Annotated in this window: 16 protein-coding genes, 1 tRNA gene and 1 other RNA gene; 10 read left to right on the top strand and 8 right to left on the bottom strand. The window is 66.8% G+C overall.

Going from position 1 to position 14,921, the window contains the following annotated elements:
* Positions 1–31 precede the first annotated feature (31 nt).
* Positions 32–775 (top strand): MerR family DNA-binding transcriptional regulator, encoded by a 744-nt coding sequence (locus tag ACQPYM_RS02185; protein ID WP_433013911.1) that lies wholly within the window; start codon positions 32–34, stop codon positions 773–775.
* Positions 776–916: 141 nt separating this feature from the next.
* The gene (locus tag ACQPYM_RS02180; RefSeq protein ID WP_433013908.1) at positions 917–1,555 is read left to right on the top strand and encodes an SMI1/KNR4 family protein; all 639 of its coding nucleotides are present in this window, start codon (positions 917–919) and stop codon (positions 1,553–1,555) included.
* Positions 1,556–1,602: 47 nt separating this feature from the next.
* Here ACQPYM_RS02180 and ACQPYM_RS02175 read toward each other — a convergent pair whose 3' ends face one another.
* The gene (locus tag ACQPYM_RS02175; protein ID WP_433013905.1) at positions 1,603–3,228 is read right to left on the bottom strand and encodes a long-chain fatty acid--CoA ligase; all 1,626 of its coding nucleotides are present in this window, start codon (positions 3,226–3,228) and stop codon (positions 1,603–1,605) included.
* A 132-nt stretch (positions 3,229–3,360) separates the two neighbouring features.
* Between ACQPYM_RS02175 and ACQPYM_RS02170 the strand changes: the two genes are divergently transcribed.
* A complete protein-coding gene (locus tag ACQPYM_RS02170) occupies positions 3,361–3,825 on the top strand; it encodes a MarR family winged helix-turn-helix transcriptional regulator (protein ID WP_433013902.1) in 465 nt (154 codons plus the stop codon).
* 6 nt (positions 3,826–3,831) lie between these two features.
* Positions 3,832–4,212 carry a hypothetical protein gene (locus ACQPYM_RS02165; protein WP_433013899.1) on the top strand — a complete coding sequence of 127 codons (381 nt, stop codon included), beginning with the start codon at positions 3,832–3,834 and terminating at the stop codon, positions 4,210–4,212.
* Here the strand turns inward: ACQPYM_RS02165 and ACQPYM_RS02160 are convergent.
* Positions 4,209–4,847, bottom strand: a complete 639-nt coding sequence (locus ACQPYM_RS02160) for a response regulator transcription factor (protein WP_433013896.1) — start codon at positions 4,845–4,847, stop codon at positions 4,209–4,211. The two genes, ACQPYM_RS02165 and ACQPYM_RS02160, sit on opposite strands and share 4 nt — an antisense overlap.
* Entirely contained in the window at positions 4,835–6,778 is a 1,944-nt protein-coding gene (locus ACQPYM_RS02155) for a sensor histidine kinase (RefSeq protein WP_433013893.1), read from the bottom strand. The genes ACQPYM_RS02160 and ACQPYM_RS02155 overlap by 13 nt, the downstream gene beginning before the upstream one ends.
* 136 nt (positions 6,779–6,914) lie before the next feature.
* Here ACQPYM_RS02155 and ACQPYM_RS02150 point away from each other — a divergent pair, with 136 nt between their 5' ends.
* Complete coding sequence (locus tag ACQPYM_RS02150; protein ID WP_433013890.1) at positions 6,915–7,223, top strand: hypothetical protein; 309 nt, start codon at positions 6,915–6,917, stop codon at positions 7,221–7,223.
* Between the two features lie 2 nt (positions 7,224–7,225).
* Here ACQPYM_RS02150 and ACQPYM_RS02145 read toward each other — a convergent pair whose 3' ends face one another.
* Entirely contained in the window at positions 7,226–8,398 is a 1,173-nt protein-coding gene (locus ACQPYM_RS02145) for an acyl-CoA dehydrogenase family protein (RefSeq protein ID WP_433013887.1), read from the bottom strand.
* 55 nt (positions 8,399–8,453) lie between these two features.
* On the opposite strand from ACQPYM_RS02145, the gene ACQPYM_RS02140 reads away from it, so the two are divergent.
* Positions 8,454–9,326 carry an alpha/beta fold hydrolase gene (locus ACQPYM_RS02140; RefSeq protein ID WP_433013884.1) on the top strand — a complete coding sequence of 291 codons (873 nt, stop codon included), beginning with the start codon at positions 8,454–8,456 and terminating at the stop codon, positions 9,324–9,326.
* Positions 9,327–9,335: 9 nt separating this feature from the next.
* Here ACQPYM_RS02140 and nadE read toward each other — a convergent pair whose 3' ends face one another.
* Complete coding sequence (gene nadE / locus ACQPYM_RS02135; RefSeq protein WP_433013881.1) at positions 9,336–10,151, bottom strand: ammonia-dependent NAD(+) synthetase; 816 nt, start codon at positions 10,149–10,151, stop codon at positions 9,336–9,338.
* A gap of 77 nt (positions 10,152–10,228) precedes the next feature.
* Positions 10,229–10,325: signal recognition particle sRNA small type (ffs, locus tag ACQPYM_RS02130), an RNA gene on the bottom strand.
* Between the two features lie 235 nt (positions 10,326–10,560).
* On the opposite strand from ffs, the gene ACQPYM_RS02125 reads away from it, so the two are divergent.
* On the top strand, positions 10,561–11,418 hold the full coding sequence (locus ACQPYM_RS02125) for a TIGR03620 family F420-dependent LLM class oxidoreductase (RefSeq protein ID WP_433013878.1): 858 nt from the start codon (positions 10,561–10,563) through the stop codon (positions 11,416–11,418).
* Here ACQPYM_RS02125 and ACQPYM_RS02120 read toward each other — a convergent pair.
* Both ACQPYM_RS02120 and ACQPYM_RS02115 read right to left on the bottom strand, forming a co-directional pair.
* A complete protein-coding gene (locus ACQPYM_RS02120; protein WP_433023159.1) occupies positions 11,395–12,375 on the bottom strand; it encodes a GNAT family N-acetyltransferase in 981 nt (326 codons plus the stop codon). The genes ACQPYM_RS02125 and ACQPYM_RS02120 overlap by 24 nt on opposite strands.
* Positions 12,375–13,007: a CatB-related O-acetyltransferase gene (locus tag ACQPYM_RS02115; protein ID WP_433013875.1), complete on the bottom strand. Its 633-nt coding sequence runs from the start codon at positions 13,005–13,007 to the stop codon at positions 12,375–12,377. The genes ACQPYM_RS02120 and ACQPYM_RS02115 overlap by 1 nt, the downstream gene beginning before the upstream one ends.
* Before the next feature lie 78 nt (positions 13,008–13,085).
* Here ACQPYM_RS02115 and ACQPYM_RS02110 point away from each other — a divergent pair.
* The 3 genes from ACQPYM_RS02110 to ACQPYM_RS02100 all read left to right on the top strand — a co-directional run bounded on the left by ACQPYM_RS02110 (position 13,086) and on the right by ACQPYM_RS02100 (position 14,918).
* Positions 13,086–13,173: transfer RNA gene (locus tag ACQPYM_RS02110), tRNA-Ser, on the top strand.
* A 235-nt stretch (positions 13,174–13,408) separates the two neighbouring features.
* Entirely contained in the window at positions 13,409–13,960 is a 552-nt protein-coding gene (locus ACQPYM_RS02105) for an HAD family hydrolase (RefSeq protein WP_433013872.1), read from the top strand.
* 463 nt (positions 13,961–14,423) lie between these two features.
* The gene (locus ACQPYM_RS02100) at positions 14,424–14,918 is read left to right on the top strand and encodes a hypothetical protein (protein WP_433013869.1); all 495 of its coding nucleotides are present in this window, start codon (positions 14,424–14,426) and stop codon (positions 14,916–14,918) included.
* Positions 14,919–14,921 lie beyond the last annotated feature (3 nt).

The following is a 14,921-nucleotide window of genomic DNA, read 5'->3' as shown; positions in this document are numbered from 1 at the left end:
GCGCAAACCCTCAACTGGCGCATCAAGGGTTATGCGAGGAATCGTGCTCGCCCGGGAGGCTGGGATCTCGGTCCAGCAGGTGCGCAACTACGAGCAGGCTGGACTGCTACCGACGGCCGGCCGCTCCGCCGCGGGGTACCGGGAGTTCGGGGAGGCACACCGTCGAGCCTTGGTCCCTGCCCGGGCGCTGGTCACGGCGTACGGCTGGGACGACGCCGTCACGATCATGGCGGCCGTGCACCGTGACGACCTCAAGACAGCAGTGGCCTGTATCGATCGCGCTCACGCCCAACTCGACCGCGAACGCGAACGCATCCAGCAGGCCCTGCACGCATTCGAAGTCGTCGTCACCCACCCACTCGACGCAGATCCGCGCATGGCGGCCGCGCTCGACCAGCTGGCGCGACAGGGCACGGCCTTGCGGATCGGACGGCTCGCGGCCCTCCTGGGCGTTCCCACCTCGACACTGCGCTTCTGGGAACAGGCAGGCCTCATCAGCCCTTCCCGCGAACGAGCCACCGGCTACCGCGTGTTCGACGTCGCCGCCGCCCGCGACGCACACCTTGTGCGCCTGCTGCGCGAAGGCGACTTCCCGATGACGATCATCCGCGCCGCACTGGACGAGATGCACTCCTCACCCGACGGCCGCCCCGAACGAGTCGGCGCCGAACTCAACCGCCGCATCTCCCAACTCCACGACCGCAGCCTCACCCGCCTAAGAGCCGACGCCATCCTCGTCACCTACCTCGACTGGCGCAGAACCCTTCCCCTGTAAGCGATCCGGGCCCTTCGGCGTGCCGGACAGGTCGACCGGGGTTAGACTGCGCGGCATGCCAGGGCCGAAGGATGCGTTCGCGGTCAACCGCCCGCTGGCAGTCCGTCTCTCGACCTCCGCGAACCGGATCTGACAGGACGCATGTCTGTCGCCACGTCCTGGTCCCGGATCACCGTCTGGCTTGACGCCCACCACCCAGCCACGGCCGCCCTGGTCAACCCACCTGCAACGGCAGTCGATCTTCGCTACCTCGAAGCCGCGATCAATCGACCACTGCCGGCTGACCTGGTTGAGCTACTCGAGCTTGCCAACGGCACGGAGCATCGATCGGTCCGGGGGTCGCTGATCCCGACGCTTTACAACCTCGTCCCGGCCATGCACATGCTGAAAGCCCAGCAGATGCTGCGGGAGATCCAGCGTAATATCTTCGGCTCCGGACCTCGGCCAGGCGAAAGCGAACCAGCCGGGCGGTCGTCGATGGACTGGTTGGACAGCTTTCTGCCGATCGCTGAGGCGGCGGACGCCGGACTGCTGTACGTCGACTTGCGGGACGGTCACCAGCGCGGGTGTGTGTGGGAGTGGTACGCCGAAGGTGGCCCGGCCTCGGCGCCCTGGTGGAGCAGCGTCGGCGCAATGCTCGACGACGTCGCAGGTGCCCTTGTCGACCGACGTCCGGCCCTCCGAACGTACGCGCGCGGAGCAGTCTGGCCGGAGAAGCGGGTCTCCTATCTGCCGGAAGTGGATGACGACTACTTGCGCTGGTTCGCGGCGCCCGACTGAGCACGTGGACCGCCCGGCACGCTGGGCGCCGGGAGGGTGGTGGGGGCTTAACCGAGGTGGTAGTCGGCGAAGCGGGTTCTGAGGTCTTTCTTGGAGAATTTGCCGACGCTCGTCTTCGGGACCTCTTCGATGAATTCGACTGCGTCGGGGAGCCACCACTTGGCTACCTGGGGTTCTAGGTAGGCGAGGATTTCTTCCGAGGTGACCGACGAACCCTCTTGCAGTACTACGCAGGCCAGCGGGCGTTCGTCCCACTTGGGATGGGGGATTCCGATGACGGCGGCTTCCTTGATGGCGGGGTGGGCCATCAGGAGGTTTTCCAGTTCTACTGAGCTGATCCACTCGCCGCCGGACTTCACCAGGTCCTTGGTCCGGTCGACGAGGCGCACCGAGCCGTACTGGTCGATCGCGGCGACGTCGCCCGTCTTCATCCAGCCGTCTTCGGTGTTCAGCTCAACGCCGTCGTCAGGGCGGTAGTACTCCGCCGCGATCCACGGCCCCCGCACCTGCAGCTCGCCCGTTGCCTCGTCATCCCAGGGCAACGGTGTGGTGGAGCCGGGCTCGACGATGCGGACCTCGACACCAGGCAGCGGCAGCCCTTGCCGGGCGCGCAGTTTGGCCTGCTCCTCCTCGGGCAGACCCTGGTCACGCAGCGGGACATGCGCCGCAGTAGCCACCGGGCTCGTCTCTGTCATCCCCCACGCCTGCAGGATCGGCTTGCCCAGCTTCTCTCGGAAGGCCTCGGACAACGCAAGCGGCACGGCCGAACCACCACACGGAATCCGGCGCAGCTTCGGCAACTCCACCCCATCCAGCAACGGCAACAGGCCTTGCCAGATCGTCGGGACGCCGGCCGTCAGCGTGACCTCCTGCTCCTGCAGGAGTTTGAGAATCCCCTGCGGTGACATGTCCGGCCCTGGGAAGACAAGGCTCGCCCCCGCCATTGGTGCGGCGTGCGCGAGACCCCAGGCGTTCGCGTGGAACATCGGCACCACCGGCATCACTGTGTCGGTCTCGTGCAGCCCGATCCCGGCGTTGGTGAGCACGCCGATCGAGTGCAGCCAGGTCGACCGGTGCGAGTACACGACGCCCTTCGGGTTGCCCGTCGTCCCGCTCGTGTAACACATCGCGGCAGCCTGGTTCTCGTCCTCGACGTGGAAGTCGACCGGCGACGCGGCCGCGAGCAACTCCTCGTAGTCGTGGAAGCGCGCATCGTCCGGCACCTCGACACCAGGAGCACCGGCCGGCAGATCGTCCATCACCACGACGTGCCGCACGAGTGGCAATCGATCGAGCAGCGGCAGGAAGAGCCCGAGCAACGAGCGGTCGACGAAGACGACCTCGTCCTCGGCGTGGTTCGCGATGTAGATGACCTGCTCGGGAAAGAGCCGGATGTTGAGCGTGTGCAGGACTCGCCCGGTACACGGCGCCGCGAAGTACAGCTCGAGGTGGCGCCCCGAGTTCCACGCGAACGTCCCGACCCGGCCGTCCGCGCTGATGCCCAACGTGTCGAGCACGCCGCCCAGCCGTCTGGTCCGCGCCGCCCATTCCGCGTACGTCGTCGTGGTGGGCGCTGGGCCGCCGGTATGGACGGTCTTGTCCGGGAAGAACTCCTCCGCCCGGCGGAAGATGGTGTCCAAGGACAGCTGGTAGTCCTGCATGAGTCCCTTCATGGCCCCACTGTGCCAGCACCGATGTCGGCTTGGCCATGACCGCACACCGACCCGCGAGTGCACTCAGCATGAACTCCCACCTCCACGAACAGAACAGTTGACATGACATACATGTCGTGTAATCTATTGATCATGAAGGTCGCCGAAGAGCTGAGATACCTGATCCTGGCCATCCAGCGAGAGGGCAACCGACTCCTGGCCGCAGAGCTCCGGCCACTCGGAGTTACCCCGTCCCAAGGCGAGGTACTACGAGTACTGCGCGACCACGGCCCCCTCACCCTCAACGCACTCGGCGGACTGCTCGTCTGCGAGACCGGCAACAGCCCCAGCCGCCTAGTCGATCGCCTGGTCGCCCAGGGCCTGGTCCAGCGCGACCAAGACCCCAACGACCGCCGGTACCTCGCTCTGAGCCTCACCCCAGAAGGCAAAGCGCTCAGCAAGCGCGTCGCCACCGTCGAAGAGCACCTGCACGACACCATCGCTCAACTCGTCACCGGACACCCGGTGACCGAGACCCTCACCACCCTGCGCGTACTCGCCGGCGCCTTCCCCGCAGGAGAAGCGCTAGCCCGCCGACGCGCCGCCGAGAAGGAGTGAATCCCCATGGAACAAGCAACTCTGCAGATCAGCGGCTCACCCGCCACCGCACTGCTGGCCCCACTCGACCTGCCGTCCTGGAACGAGGCCTTCCTCAGCATCGACGGCCCGAAGACACCAGTAGTCGGCCAGCGCTACCGGCTCCGCGTGCGACCCGGCCTGACCGGCTGGCTCGAGTACACGACGATCTCCCCCGAGCGGATCGAGATGACCTGGCAGGTGCCCGGTTTCCGCGAGCAGGGCGTCTGGCTGATCGACCGGGACATGGTCACGCACTCGTTCGAGCACAGCGGCCCGCTGGCGGCACTACTGCGCTCCGCCTACCGCGGCATCGCAGCAGTACGCCTCGAGCGACTAGCCGCTGTTTCCCGACCAACAACCGCCTAGCCACTGTTTCGCAGGTAGGTCAGCACGGCGTGCACCCGGCGATGCGTCGCCGACGACTCGTCGAGGGACAGTTTCTGGAAGATCGACCGCAGATGGCTCTCCACCGTACGGTCGGTGACGAACAACCGGCCCGCGATAGCGGCGTTCGAGTGGCCCTCGGCAACCAGTCCGAGCACCTCCAACTCCCTGGGTGACAAGGGTTCCAGCTCCGACCGCCGGGGAGCGAGCAAGGCGGAGACGACAGCAGGGTCCAGTGCGGAACCGCCCGCCGCAACCCGTGAAAGCGCATCCAGGAAGTCCTCGACCCGCAGTACGCGATCCTTCAGCAGGTAGCCGAAAGCACCGGTAGATACGAGCTGCACGGAGTGCCGCGTCTCCAGGTGCTGCGACAGCAGCAGGATCGGCTGATCGGGGCGAAGCAGCCGAATCTCCCGAGCAGCATCCGCGCCGTCGTCAGTCATCCGCGGCGGCATCCGTACGTCGATCACGGCCACCGCCGGCCGGTGTTCGACGACCGCCTCCACCAGCCCTTCCGCACTGGCCAGCGACGCCACGATCTCGTGGCCGGCCGTGGCCAGGAGCCCGGCAAGCCCTTCACGGAACAACGCCGAGTCCTCCGCGATCACGACGCGCACGGCAGCACCGCCTCGATCGTCGTACCGCCGGAAGGTCCGCAGGTCACGGTGAGCCGGCCGCCAACCGAGCCGACGCGGTCGCGGAGCGCGGTGAGGCCACTATCAACCGGAACCCCACCGACCCCATCGTCCCGCACAGTCACCCGCAACCCGTCGCCCTGACGTTCGACGTTGATGCCGATACGAGACGCACGCGCGTGTTTGAGCGTGTTGGCCATCGCCTCCGCGACCACGAAGTACGCGGTCACCGTGACGACCTCCGAACTCGCCGCATCCTCGACCTCGAAGTCAACCGGGAGCGGGCACTCCGCCCCAAGCCGAGCCAGCGCCGCGGGCAAACCATCATCCAGACTTGCCGGCCGTACTCCGTGCGCCAAGCGGCGAAGCTCGGCGACAGTCGCCTCGAGCCGCTCGACCGCCAACTCGAGATCACCCGCAACCGGGTCACCAACTCCCAGCCGGTACTGCGCGGCGCGCAACTGCATGCCGATGGCAACGAGCTGTTGCTGCGCGCCGTCATGCAGATCCCGTTCCAGCCGTTGCCGCTCGTCAATGGTTGCCGACACCAACCGACTCCGGCTCTCAGCGACGTCGGTCAGCGCGCGACGTAGCCCGATCCGGAGCCGGCTGACCTCGATCGGCAAGCGAGCTGCGGACGCGGCCAGCTTCACCCGCCGCAGCCGACGCATCGAGCCAGGATCGACCAGGATGACCCCGATCTCCGTACTCGCCGTCCGCAGCGGCACCTGGACCTTGTCCGGCGGCAGCGTCCGAACGGCGCCGGTCAGGTCGACCAGGCCGGTCCCAGCTGGGTCGGACAACAGCAGAGTCAGCTCCGGATCGCGAGCCGCCACCCGGAGTACGGTCTCGATCTCTTCGGGCTCGGCAGTTCCCTCGCGGACCTGTTCGACGAACAACGAGATCTGCTCGATCAGGAAGGTGTGGTCCCGGTCGAGCACCCGCCTGACCGCGTGGTGAACCCTTCTGTGCAAAGGAAAGACGAGCAGCGCGACCAGAAACACCGAACCGGTCAGGCCGATCACTGAATCCCGGCCAGCCAGATAGCCGGTGAGCACGACTCCGAGAGTGAGCAGCGCCGCCGCGATCAGAGTCGTCAGAAACCAGGCGACAGAGTCGCTGAGGAGCCGGTCGATCTCGAAGAGGTCATGGCGCAGTACGGCGATCGCGACAGCGGCCGGGACCAGTACCAGAATCCCGAGCAGGAAGGCCGAGTACGCCTCCGGGCCGGCCAGCTCGAGGGAGGTGACGATCCAGCTCGCCACCATCAGGATCACCACGGTCCCCGCGGCCAGGATCAACCAGCGCAGCTGTTGCCGCGTACGCTCACCACCCCGGCGGTAGCGCAGTACGACACTGGCGCCGCAGGCCACGACCACCACCAGCAGCAGTCCCAGGGCGCTGATCATCAGCGGCATCCAGACGGGCTCTGGCACGAGTACAGGCGCCGTGAAGTACCTCGGCTCGGCGTAGTCCATGGTCACGGTCATCGCTACGCCGACTACTAGTGCAGACACGGGCACACCTGCCGCAATCAGCTTCCAGCGGCGGCCGGGGAGCAGGCCGTCAGGGAAGACCAGCAGCAACGCCAGGAAGCCAGTCAGCTGCCACGGCCACGCCACTACCCCCAGTGCCGCCATCAGGTCCGCTGCTGGCCAAGGTGTCCTCCCCCAAGCATCCACAGCCGGTACTACGAGCAGCGACGCGGCCAGCCAGGCCAGTGCCGCCCCTATCGGGCCACCCGGAGCCCGTACTGCGATCAGCCAGCCGAGCGCGAGTGGTACCAGCCCCAGCAGGTAGAGCGCGCTCAGCCACCCGTCCCCAGCCGGCCGGAGCGAGCACAGGGCAAGGACCAGGCCGGCGGCGACGCACAAGGCGGTCGCAAGCCAGATAGGCCAGAACCTGCGGCTCATGGTTCGCATTGTCCACCGGAACGACGCATCCGGTGATCAGTGCTGGCACTGACCGCCTAGTCAGCGCAGGCCTCGATGCGACCCAGGGGTGCGACGGACGACCGTGGAGTCTCAACCAGCTTCGGGAGGCATCACCATGATCGCCGTTCTCACCATCCTCGTCGCGCTGCCGCTCGGACTCCTGGTCCGCAACCGGCTGGCCGCCTACCTGACCTACGCGATCCTGTTCGCGCAGGTCTTCACCTTCCAGACCGCCAACCTGGTGATGGAGTGGGTCAAGGGCTCCACCGAGGCCTTCCCGGCAGAACCGGGCCTGTCCGGCACCTGGGGCTACCTGGCCTTCACCAGCATGATCTACGCCATCGGCTTCGGCCTGATCACGGTCGGCCACTGGCTCCGCAACCGCCGGCGCGAGCGGGCGGACGCAGTACTGCTGGACAACTGACGTCAGTTGAAGTGGGCGCCTGGTTTTCGGTAGCCGCGGAGGAGGTCGCGGGAGATGATCAGGCGCTGCATCTCGTCGGTGCCCTCGAAGATGCGCCACAGGCGTACCTCCCGGAACCAGCGCTCGACCGGCAGTTCCTTGGTGTACCCCATGCCGCCGTGGATCTGCAGCACCCGGTCGGCCACCCGGTTGACCGTGTTGGTGCCGTAGAGCTTGGCGATCGCGCTGTCGTGCTGCGGCGGACGCCCCTGGTCGACGGACCACGCGGCGTACAGGACAAGCCAGCGGGCCGCCTCCAGCTCGACCTCGGAGTCGGCGATCATCCACTGGATCGCCTGGTTGTCGCCGATCGGGCTGCCGAAGGTCTGCCGGGTGGTGGCGTGCTCGATCGCCAACTGGAGCAGGCGTTCGCAGGCACCGATACCGCGCGCCGGGATGATGAAACGCCCCTTCATGATCCAGCGCATCGCGAGCTCGTACCCTTGCCCGATCTCGCCGAGCACATGATCGTGCGGCACCCGGACGTCGTCGAAGTTGAGCGTCGCCGGCATCGCCTGGCCCATCGTGATGATCGGGTCGGAGGTCCAGCCGCGATCCCGGTCGACCAGGAACGCCGTGAAGCCGCCCTTCGAGCCCTTCTCAGCGTCCGTGACCGCGATGACGATCGCGAAGTCGGCCTCGTTGCCGCCGGTGATGAAGGTCTTCTCGCCCCGGATCACCCACTCGTCACCGTCCCGCCGCGCGGAGGTCCGGATCGCCCGGGTGTCCGAGCCCGCACCTGGTTCGGTGATCGCGAAACAGGACTTCCGCTCGCCGGAGATCGTCGGCAGCAGGTACTCCTTGCGCTGCTCCTCGTTACTCTCGTAGAGGATGTTGTCGGCCTCGCCACCGAACGAGAACGGTACGAACGTCCGCCCCAGCTCACTCGTGATCAGCGCCTGGTCGACCGCCGACAGGTCCATCCCGCCGTACTCCTCCGGCGTACTCAACCCCCAGAACCCGAACGACTTCGCCTTCAACCGCAGCGCCTTGAGCACCTCCGGCTCGACCCCCGGCAGCCCCTCCCGCTCCCGCTTGAGCACCTCGTTCTCCAGCGGCATCAGCTCCTTGCGCACAAACTCCCGCGTCGTCTCGCGAATCGCCCGCTGTTCCTCACTGAGTGAGAAGTCGACCATCAGCCCTCCAACGAGTGGGTGTCCAACCACCGTAGGCCCATCTACGCTGCCCCACATGTTGATGGAGATTCGCGGCACCCGCCTGTACGTCGACCAGCGCGGCCCCGCGGACGCCCCGGCGCTCCTCTACCTCCACGGCGGCCCCGGCTCGGGCACCTACGACTTCCTGGCGTTCCAGGGCGACGCGCTGGCCGAGCGACTGCGGCTGATCGCCGTCGACCAGCGCGGCGTACAGCACTCCGACCCGCTGGAAGGCCCGGTCACCGAGCACGACCTCATCGCGGACTACGAGGCGGTGCGAGAAGCACTGCGTATCGACAGCTGGACGATCCTCGGCCACTCGTACGGCGGCCGGCTGGCCCTCCGGTACGCCGTGACGCACCCCGCCACGGTCGACCAGGTGATCTTCGAGAATCCGGCCTGGGACATGGAACTCGTCACCCGAACCCTGCTGCTGGCAGGCCGCCCGCTACTCCGCGAACTTGGGCTGGATGACGGCATCGAGGAACTGCTGGCGGACAACGGCCCGGCGACGGCCGAGATGTGGACCGCCCGGACCGGCCTGCTGGCGCGCCTCGCCGACCGCCGAATGGAGATCTATCTGGGGCCGTCTTCGCGAGACCTGAAGCTGCCCGCCGACGATCTGCCCGACGAGATCCAGAACCGCGCCGGACGGTTCGCGGAAACCATCTTCCGTACTCCGGAATTCGTCGAGTCACTCCTGCCCCTGCTCGCCGAAATGACCCAGCGCGCGCTGTTGATCAAGGGCGAGCACGACCCGGTGACCAGTCCCACCGAGGTTGCTCGGTTCCAGTCGGATGTTGCTGACGGCACCTTTCGGCGGTTCGACGGCGCCGGCCATTTCGTGCATGCCGAGGCGGCCGGCGACTACACCCGACTGGTGACGGGGTTCGCTCTCAGGGCGTAGTACCGGCGGTCAGGGGGCGATCGGGACGGCGCGCTTGTGGGTGGTGCGGCGGTGGTAGGAGATGATCGTTTCGGCGGCCTTGTCGCTGACCTGCTTGCCCTCGAGGAAGTCGTCGATCTCGTCGTAGGTCACGCCGAGGACCACCTCGTCCGGGACGCCCGGGTTGCCGCTCTCCAGGTCGGCAGTCGGCACCTTCCCGGTGATCACGTCGGACGCCCCGAGGCGCGAACCGATCGCCCGCACCCGCCGCTTGGTCAGCCCCGCGAGCGGAGTCAGGTCGCAGGCGCCGTCGCCGTACTTCGTGAAGAACCCCATCACCGCCTCGGCCGCGTGATCCGTTCCGACGACCAGCCCGCCGCGCGCACCGGCGACGGCGTACTGCGCGATCATCCGCTGCCGGGCCTTCACATTGCCGGCGTGGAAGTCAGTGCGCTCGCCGAGCTCGTGCTGGACCGCTTCGACCAGCGCATCCGTGGCCGGCTTCACGTCGACCGTGAGCGTCTCGTCAGGGCGAATGAACTCGAGTGCCCGCTGCGCGTCGTCCTCGTCAGCCTGTACGCCGTACGGGAGCCGCATCGCGATGAAGGTCGCGTTGCCGCCATCCGCGCGCACCCGCTCGACGGACAGCTGGCAGAGGCGGCCCGCAGTACTGGAGTCGACGCCGCCGGAGATGCCGAGCACGTACGCGGTGGCGCCCGACAGGCGGAGGCGGTCGGCCAGGAAGCTGATCCGGCGCTCGATCTCGAGCTCGGCATCGAAGGACGGCGACACTCCGAGCTCACCGATGATCAGTTCCTGCAGGTACCGGCGGTCGAGCTCGCTCATCGGACTCCCTCGTAGGCGGTGATCGTCGATCCCAGCCTATTTCGCACCGCCGAGCGGTCTGCCGAAGGGGGTCCGGACATGAGGATTCCCCGCGCACCCGGAAGAGCTCACTTACCCTTGCTGCCTTCCGGCCCTGGGGGAGTTGGGCGAGATACCGCCACGCGGGGAACCGTCCAAAAGCATACGTGATCACCGCCCACCCTCCGAATCCACCCCCACCCGTACGCCGAGTGCGGGTCCGCCGGACCGCCGCCACTCACAAACCTCGCCCGGCTGGTTCTCCTCAGGCGCGGGTGTGCGCGCGCCGGGCTGCGCGGAGCAGGTTCGTGAGTGGCGGCGGTCCGGTCGCCCCCACCCGCGGCCGAGCACGCGGTGGAATGTGGTTGGAAGGCACGGGGTTGAGGTTGTTATGACGAGCCTTGACTTCGGTGCTTTCGGGATCACGACCGGGCTGGACGGCAGCCCCCACTCGCTCGAGGCGGCGGTCGCCGCGGAGGAGCTGGGCTACCCGGCCATCTGGCTGTCCGGCGGCCCACTGCCCGGTCTGCCGACCATCCACGACCTCGTCGACGCGACCTCGTCGATCAAGTTCGTCACCGGCATCCTCGCGGTCGACACGTACTCCGCCGCCGAGGTGGCTTCCACGTACGCCGATCTGGCGGCGACCGCACCCGGCCGATTCACCGCAGGCCTCGGCGGCGCCCACGGCCCCCACCCCATCGCCACCCTCAACACCTTCCTGGACCAACTCGACGGCGTACCGGGAGAGGCAACACCGGCAGGAGCCGGCGTCGGCGTACCAGTTGAGCATCGGCTGTTGGCGGCGCTCGGCCCGCGCATGCTGGAGCTCGCCCGCGACCGCACCGCAGGCGCGTACCCGTTCCTCATCACACCGAAGTACACCGCCGAGGCCCGCCAGGTCCTCGGCCCGGACAAGCTGCTCGCCGTCTCCCACCTCGTCGTCCTCGAGACCGACCCCGAGCGGGCTCGCGCGATCGCCCGCGACACCATCAGCTTCTTCCCGCAGCTCCCCGGCTACGCCGCATCACTCAAGCGCCAAGGCTTCACCGACGCCGACCTCAAGGATCTCCCCGACCACCTGATCGACTCCCTGGCCGCCTGGGGAACCCCGACCCAGATCGCCGACAAACTCCACCAGCACCACACCGCCGGCGCCAACCACGTCGCCATCAACGTCATCACCGGCGTAACCGGCCCGCAGCCGATCGAAGAATGGCGGGCACTAGCCACCGCGCTGCTTTCGTAGCAACACCGGAACCCAGTGATCGCCGTACCGAGCCTGGAGGTCCTCACGCCTCCAGTCCTCCCCGGTCACCTTCCCGCGACACAACGCCGAGCCGCACCGGCAAACCATCTCGAAATCAACACCAGTACTGGTCCCGTAGTCGCTGGTGACCTCTTCACCCACACCGATATCGCGCCGCGCCTCCAACGTGACCGCATCGGTCCACCAGGTATTGGGATCACAACTATGGTTGCCATAAGCAATCACAGGCCGCGGATCACTCGGCAGCACAAGATGTGCGTCATCATCCACCGTGATCGAGTCCACCGGCGGATGCTCGAGCAGCTCCCGTAACTCCGCAGTCGAAACCTTCCGCCCCGCCAACACCGCGACCACTTCCCCCTCTGAGATGGCCTCCCGCGCAAAAAGCCCTTCCCCCGCGATCTTCGACTCTTTCACCTGCAAATGCGGATGCGCCCACCCCAACGGTTTCTCGTAAAGCCGCGCAACACTTTCCACCTTGTCGTACTTGTATGGCTTGGCCTCACCTGTGGCCGCAAACCCCTGCCGCACCCAAAAGCCCTGCGCCTGCTGCGCATTCGTATCCACCACAGCCAACCTCAGCGTCCGCACCTCCGGCCATTCCCGCTCGACGTACCCCTGCACTTCCCGGTACGCCGCTGCGCCTGCACCCCGTCCTTGCCGCCGACCATGGACTTGAAGCAGGCCAATGAAAGCCGTGTGCTCATTGGGATATCCGCGCAACAGGTCGACCACAGCAACGAGCTGCTCGCCGTCCCAGAACCCAAGAACCTTCTTCGATTCCTCCGGCAACCCGTCCGGGCGCATCATCAACAGACTCTGCGCATCGGCCGCCCCCGGCGGATTGCCAGTGATCCGCTCGGTATAGCCCGGGTCCGACTCGATCAGTTCCTGCACCGCATCGACCTCGGCCGGCGCGATTTCCCGCAGTACCATCACTCGGCCTTCTCCAGGTCGTCGATGCTGCCGGCCATGATCGCCGGGACATGCCGCGTCACCTTCTCCACCGGCCAGTCCCACCAGGCGATCGCGAGCAGCCGCGCAATGTCCTCGTCCGGGAACCGCTTCCGGATCAGTTTCGCCGGATTCCCACCGACAATCCCGTACTCCGGTACGTCGTCGACCACTACCGCCTTCGACGCGACGATCGCCCCATGGCCGATCCGGACGCCCGGCATCACGGTCCCGCCGTACCCGATCCACACGTCGTTCCCCACCACCGTGTCGCCCTTCCCCGGCAACCCCGTGATCAGCCCGAAGTGCTCGGCCCACGCCCCGCCCATGATCGGAAACGGAAACGTCGACGGTCCGTCCATCCGGTGATTGGCCCCGTTCATCACGAACGTCGCCCCCTCGGCGAACGCGCAGTACTTCCCGATCCGGAGCAACTCCGGCCCGTAGTGGTACAGCACGTTCTTCTCGAGGAACCGCTCGGGCTCGACCGGGTCGTCGTAGTACGAGTAGTCCCCCACCTCCACCAACGGCGAGTCCACCACCGCCTTGAGCAGCACCACCCGCTCAACCCCCGCCATCGGATGCACAACCCCCGGATCAGGCGCAATCAACATCCCCCAACCCTAGGACGCCCACCCCGCCTCCACCCCCGATTTTCCTCCCCACCCCCACCTCGCGTATCCTCTCGCCTTGGAGGATTCGCCTAGAGGCCTAGGGCGCACGCTTGGAAAGCGTGTTGGGGGCAACCCCTCACGAGTTCGAATCTCGTATCCTCCGCCAGTCTCCCGGACTGAAGAAACCGCAGGTCAGAGCGCAGTTTCGGCCCCCCGGAGGCACGACCAAGAGAGAGGCCGGACGCTCAGCGTCCGGCCTCTCTTCATGTCCAGGGTCTCAACGAGGGTCTCAACAGCCCTCTCAGGCGGGCACGAGAACCCCACCGGCCGCCTCGTCGGGGTCGTCGTCCTCCCCCGCTTCCGTGGACCCCGCCCAGCGCATCACGAGGGAGCTGCGCGAGTTGGCAGGCGCACTCCCGCACGACCTTGACGACGCACTGAGCAAGGCTTCCGGACCTCACGAACTGCTGCTTGCAGCCGCCGCCGATCCGCAGCTCGCCGCCCGGCTTGAGCAGGCTTTGCAGGACGCCGAGCTGAAAGCGGTGGAGTCGGCGCTACCCACTCCGGGCGCGGCGGAGTCGCTGGCCGCTTGCCAGAGCAGCGGCAAACTGGCAGCGATCGTCAGCAACAACTACGCCGACGCCGTCGTGCGCTACCTCGCCCGTATCGGCCTATCCCACCGGGTAGCGCACGTCGAGGGACGCGACCCCTCAGACCCGACCCTGATGAAACCAAGTCCACACCTGATCGAGAACGCTACGACAGCGCTGGGTGTGCGCCAAACGTCCTGCATCTTCATCGGCGACCAGACAAGCGACATCGAAGCGGGCCGCGCCGCTGGCGTACACACGATTGGCTACGCCAACAAGGCCGGCAAGGCTGACTCTCTCGCCGTTACCGGAGCTGACGTGGTTGTGGCGACGATGACGGAAGTGGCAACTGCATTCCGGTGATCGCGGCCCAACCACCCGCCGAGTTCAATGTCCCTCACGATAGAGCGGACGCACCAGCGAGTGAGGGGGCAGGATGCCAGGCTTGGACGTTGTGGGCAGCGTGCTCGCGTCGTCGCAGCCTCGCGCGTGCGGGCTGTGCGGCGACGTTCGTCAACTGACCCGTACGCACGTCCCTCCGCGGGCGGCCGGTAACACGACCGCCGTCCTGCGCGCGCCTGACGTGATCGACAAGGACCGCGTGCGTCGCCCTGGATCTTGGAAAGAGGGAGGAATGTGGGTTCGTGGCCTTTGCGAAAACTGCAACCATCTGTCTGGCCGTAAGTACGATCTTGCCTATGCCGACTTCGCGAGACAGGTCGGGAATCTCAGCACACCCTTTGCTCGACGGATTCAGTTGATTCCCGGGGAACCACCAGCGGCCTTGTTCGCTCCGGGTCTAGTTGCTCGCTGTGTTCTGTTCGGAATGTTTGCGATCAACCCACGACTACGCGTTCTATTTCCCGATCTTGCTTATGATCTGAAGCACGAAACTGTCAATGGCGAGGGCCCGATCCGATGGCCCGACGGCGTCACATTGCGCGTTGGCCGCAGCCATCCCGCGATGCCGCGGCTCGGCCTCCTCACCAGTGGCATCTGGTCCATGCGGGTGCTGACAGAGCGAACCGTCCACTTCTCCTTCGCTGACATTGTCTTCAGACCGTTGATGTGGAGTTTGGTCCCCAGCAATAGCGACAGCGAGAGGGACGGCCTGGGACCGCAGATCACCAAGTCGATGACTGACGCCAGCGAGTGGGTGAAGTACGGTCCTGACCGGGCCTCGGTAGACCTCCGAAACCTGACGCGCACCTTTCCGGCTCTGCTTCACCCGTCGCTCAGCTCGCGCAGCGAGTGGGTCGAGCTGATGACACGCGACGGCTCAGATGCCGAGCCGGTGTTGGTCTTTGGTCAAACACGTTAGCCC

The organism is Kribbella sp. CA-294648, from assembly GCF_050943845.1.
Classification (GTDB): Bacteria; Actinomycetota; Actinomycetes; order Propionibacteriales; family Kribbellaceae; genus Kribbella.
Note: the sequence above shows the minus strand (reverse complement) of the source record. Positions and strands in the feature narration are given on the sequence as shown.

Bases quoted from the DNA above. Each gene is read 5' to 3' on its own strand.
- ACQPYM_RS02120 (WP_433023159.1), bottom strand. From the start codon at position 12,375: ATGGTACTGCGGGAAATCGCGCCGGCCGAGGTCGATGCGGTGCAGGAA.
- ACQPYM_RS02180 (WP_433013908.1), top strand. From the start codon at position 917: ATGTCTGTCGCCACGTCCTGGTCCCGGATCACCGTCTGGCTTGACGCC.
- ACQPYM_RS02170 (WP_433013902.1), top strand. From the start codon at position 3,361: ATGAAGGTCGCCGAAGAGCTGAGATACCTGATCCTGGCCATCCAGCGA.
- ACQPYM_RS02125 (WP_433013878.1), top strand. From the start codon at position 10,561: ATGACGAGCCTTGACTTCGGTGCTTTCGGGATCACGACCGGGCTGGAC.
- nadE (WP_433013881.1), bottom strand. From the start codon at position 10,151: ATGAGCGAGCTCGACCGCCGGTACCTGCAGGAACTGATCATCGGTGAG.
- ACQPYM_RS02115 (WP_433013875.1), bottom strand. From the start codon at position 13,007: ATGTTGATTGCGCCTGATCCGGGGGTTGTGCATCCGATGGCGGGGGTT.
- ACQPYM_RS02140 (WP_433013884.1), top strand. From the start codon at position 8,454: ATGTTGATGGAGATTCGCGGCACCCGCCTGTACGTCGACCAGCGCGGC.
- ACQPYM_RS02100 (WP_433013869.1), top strand. From the start codon at position 14,424: ATGTTTGCGATCAACCCACGACTACGCGTTCTATTTCCCGATCTTGCT.
- ACQPYM_RS02155 (WP_433013893.1), bottom strand. From the start codon at position 6,778: ATGAGCCGCAGGTTCTGGCCTATCTGGCTTGCGACCGCCTTGTGCGTC.
- ACQPYM_RS02175 (WP_433013905.1), bottom strand. From the start codon at position 3,228: ATGAAGGGACTCATGCAGGACTACCAGCTGTCCTTGGACACCATCTTC.
- ACQPYM_RS02150 (WP_433013890.1), top strand. From the start codon at position 6,915: ATGATCGCCGTTCTCACCATCCTCGTCGCGCTGCCGCTCGGACTCCTG.
- ACQPYM_RS02145 (WP_433013887.1), bottom strand. From the start codon at position 8,398: ATGGTCGACTTCTCACTCAGTGAGGAACAGCGGGCGATTCGCGAGACG.
- ACQPYM_RS02185 (WP_433013911.1), top strand. From the start codon at position 32: ATGCGAGGAATCGTGCTCGCCCGGGAGGCTGGGATCTCGGTCCAGCAG.
- ACQPYM_RS02165 (WP_433013899.1), top strand. From the start codon at position 3,832: ATGGAACAAGCAACTCTGCAGATCAGCGGCTCACCCGCCACCGCACTG.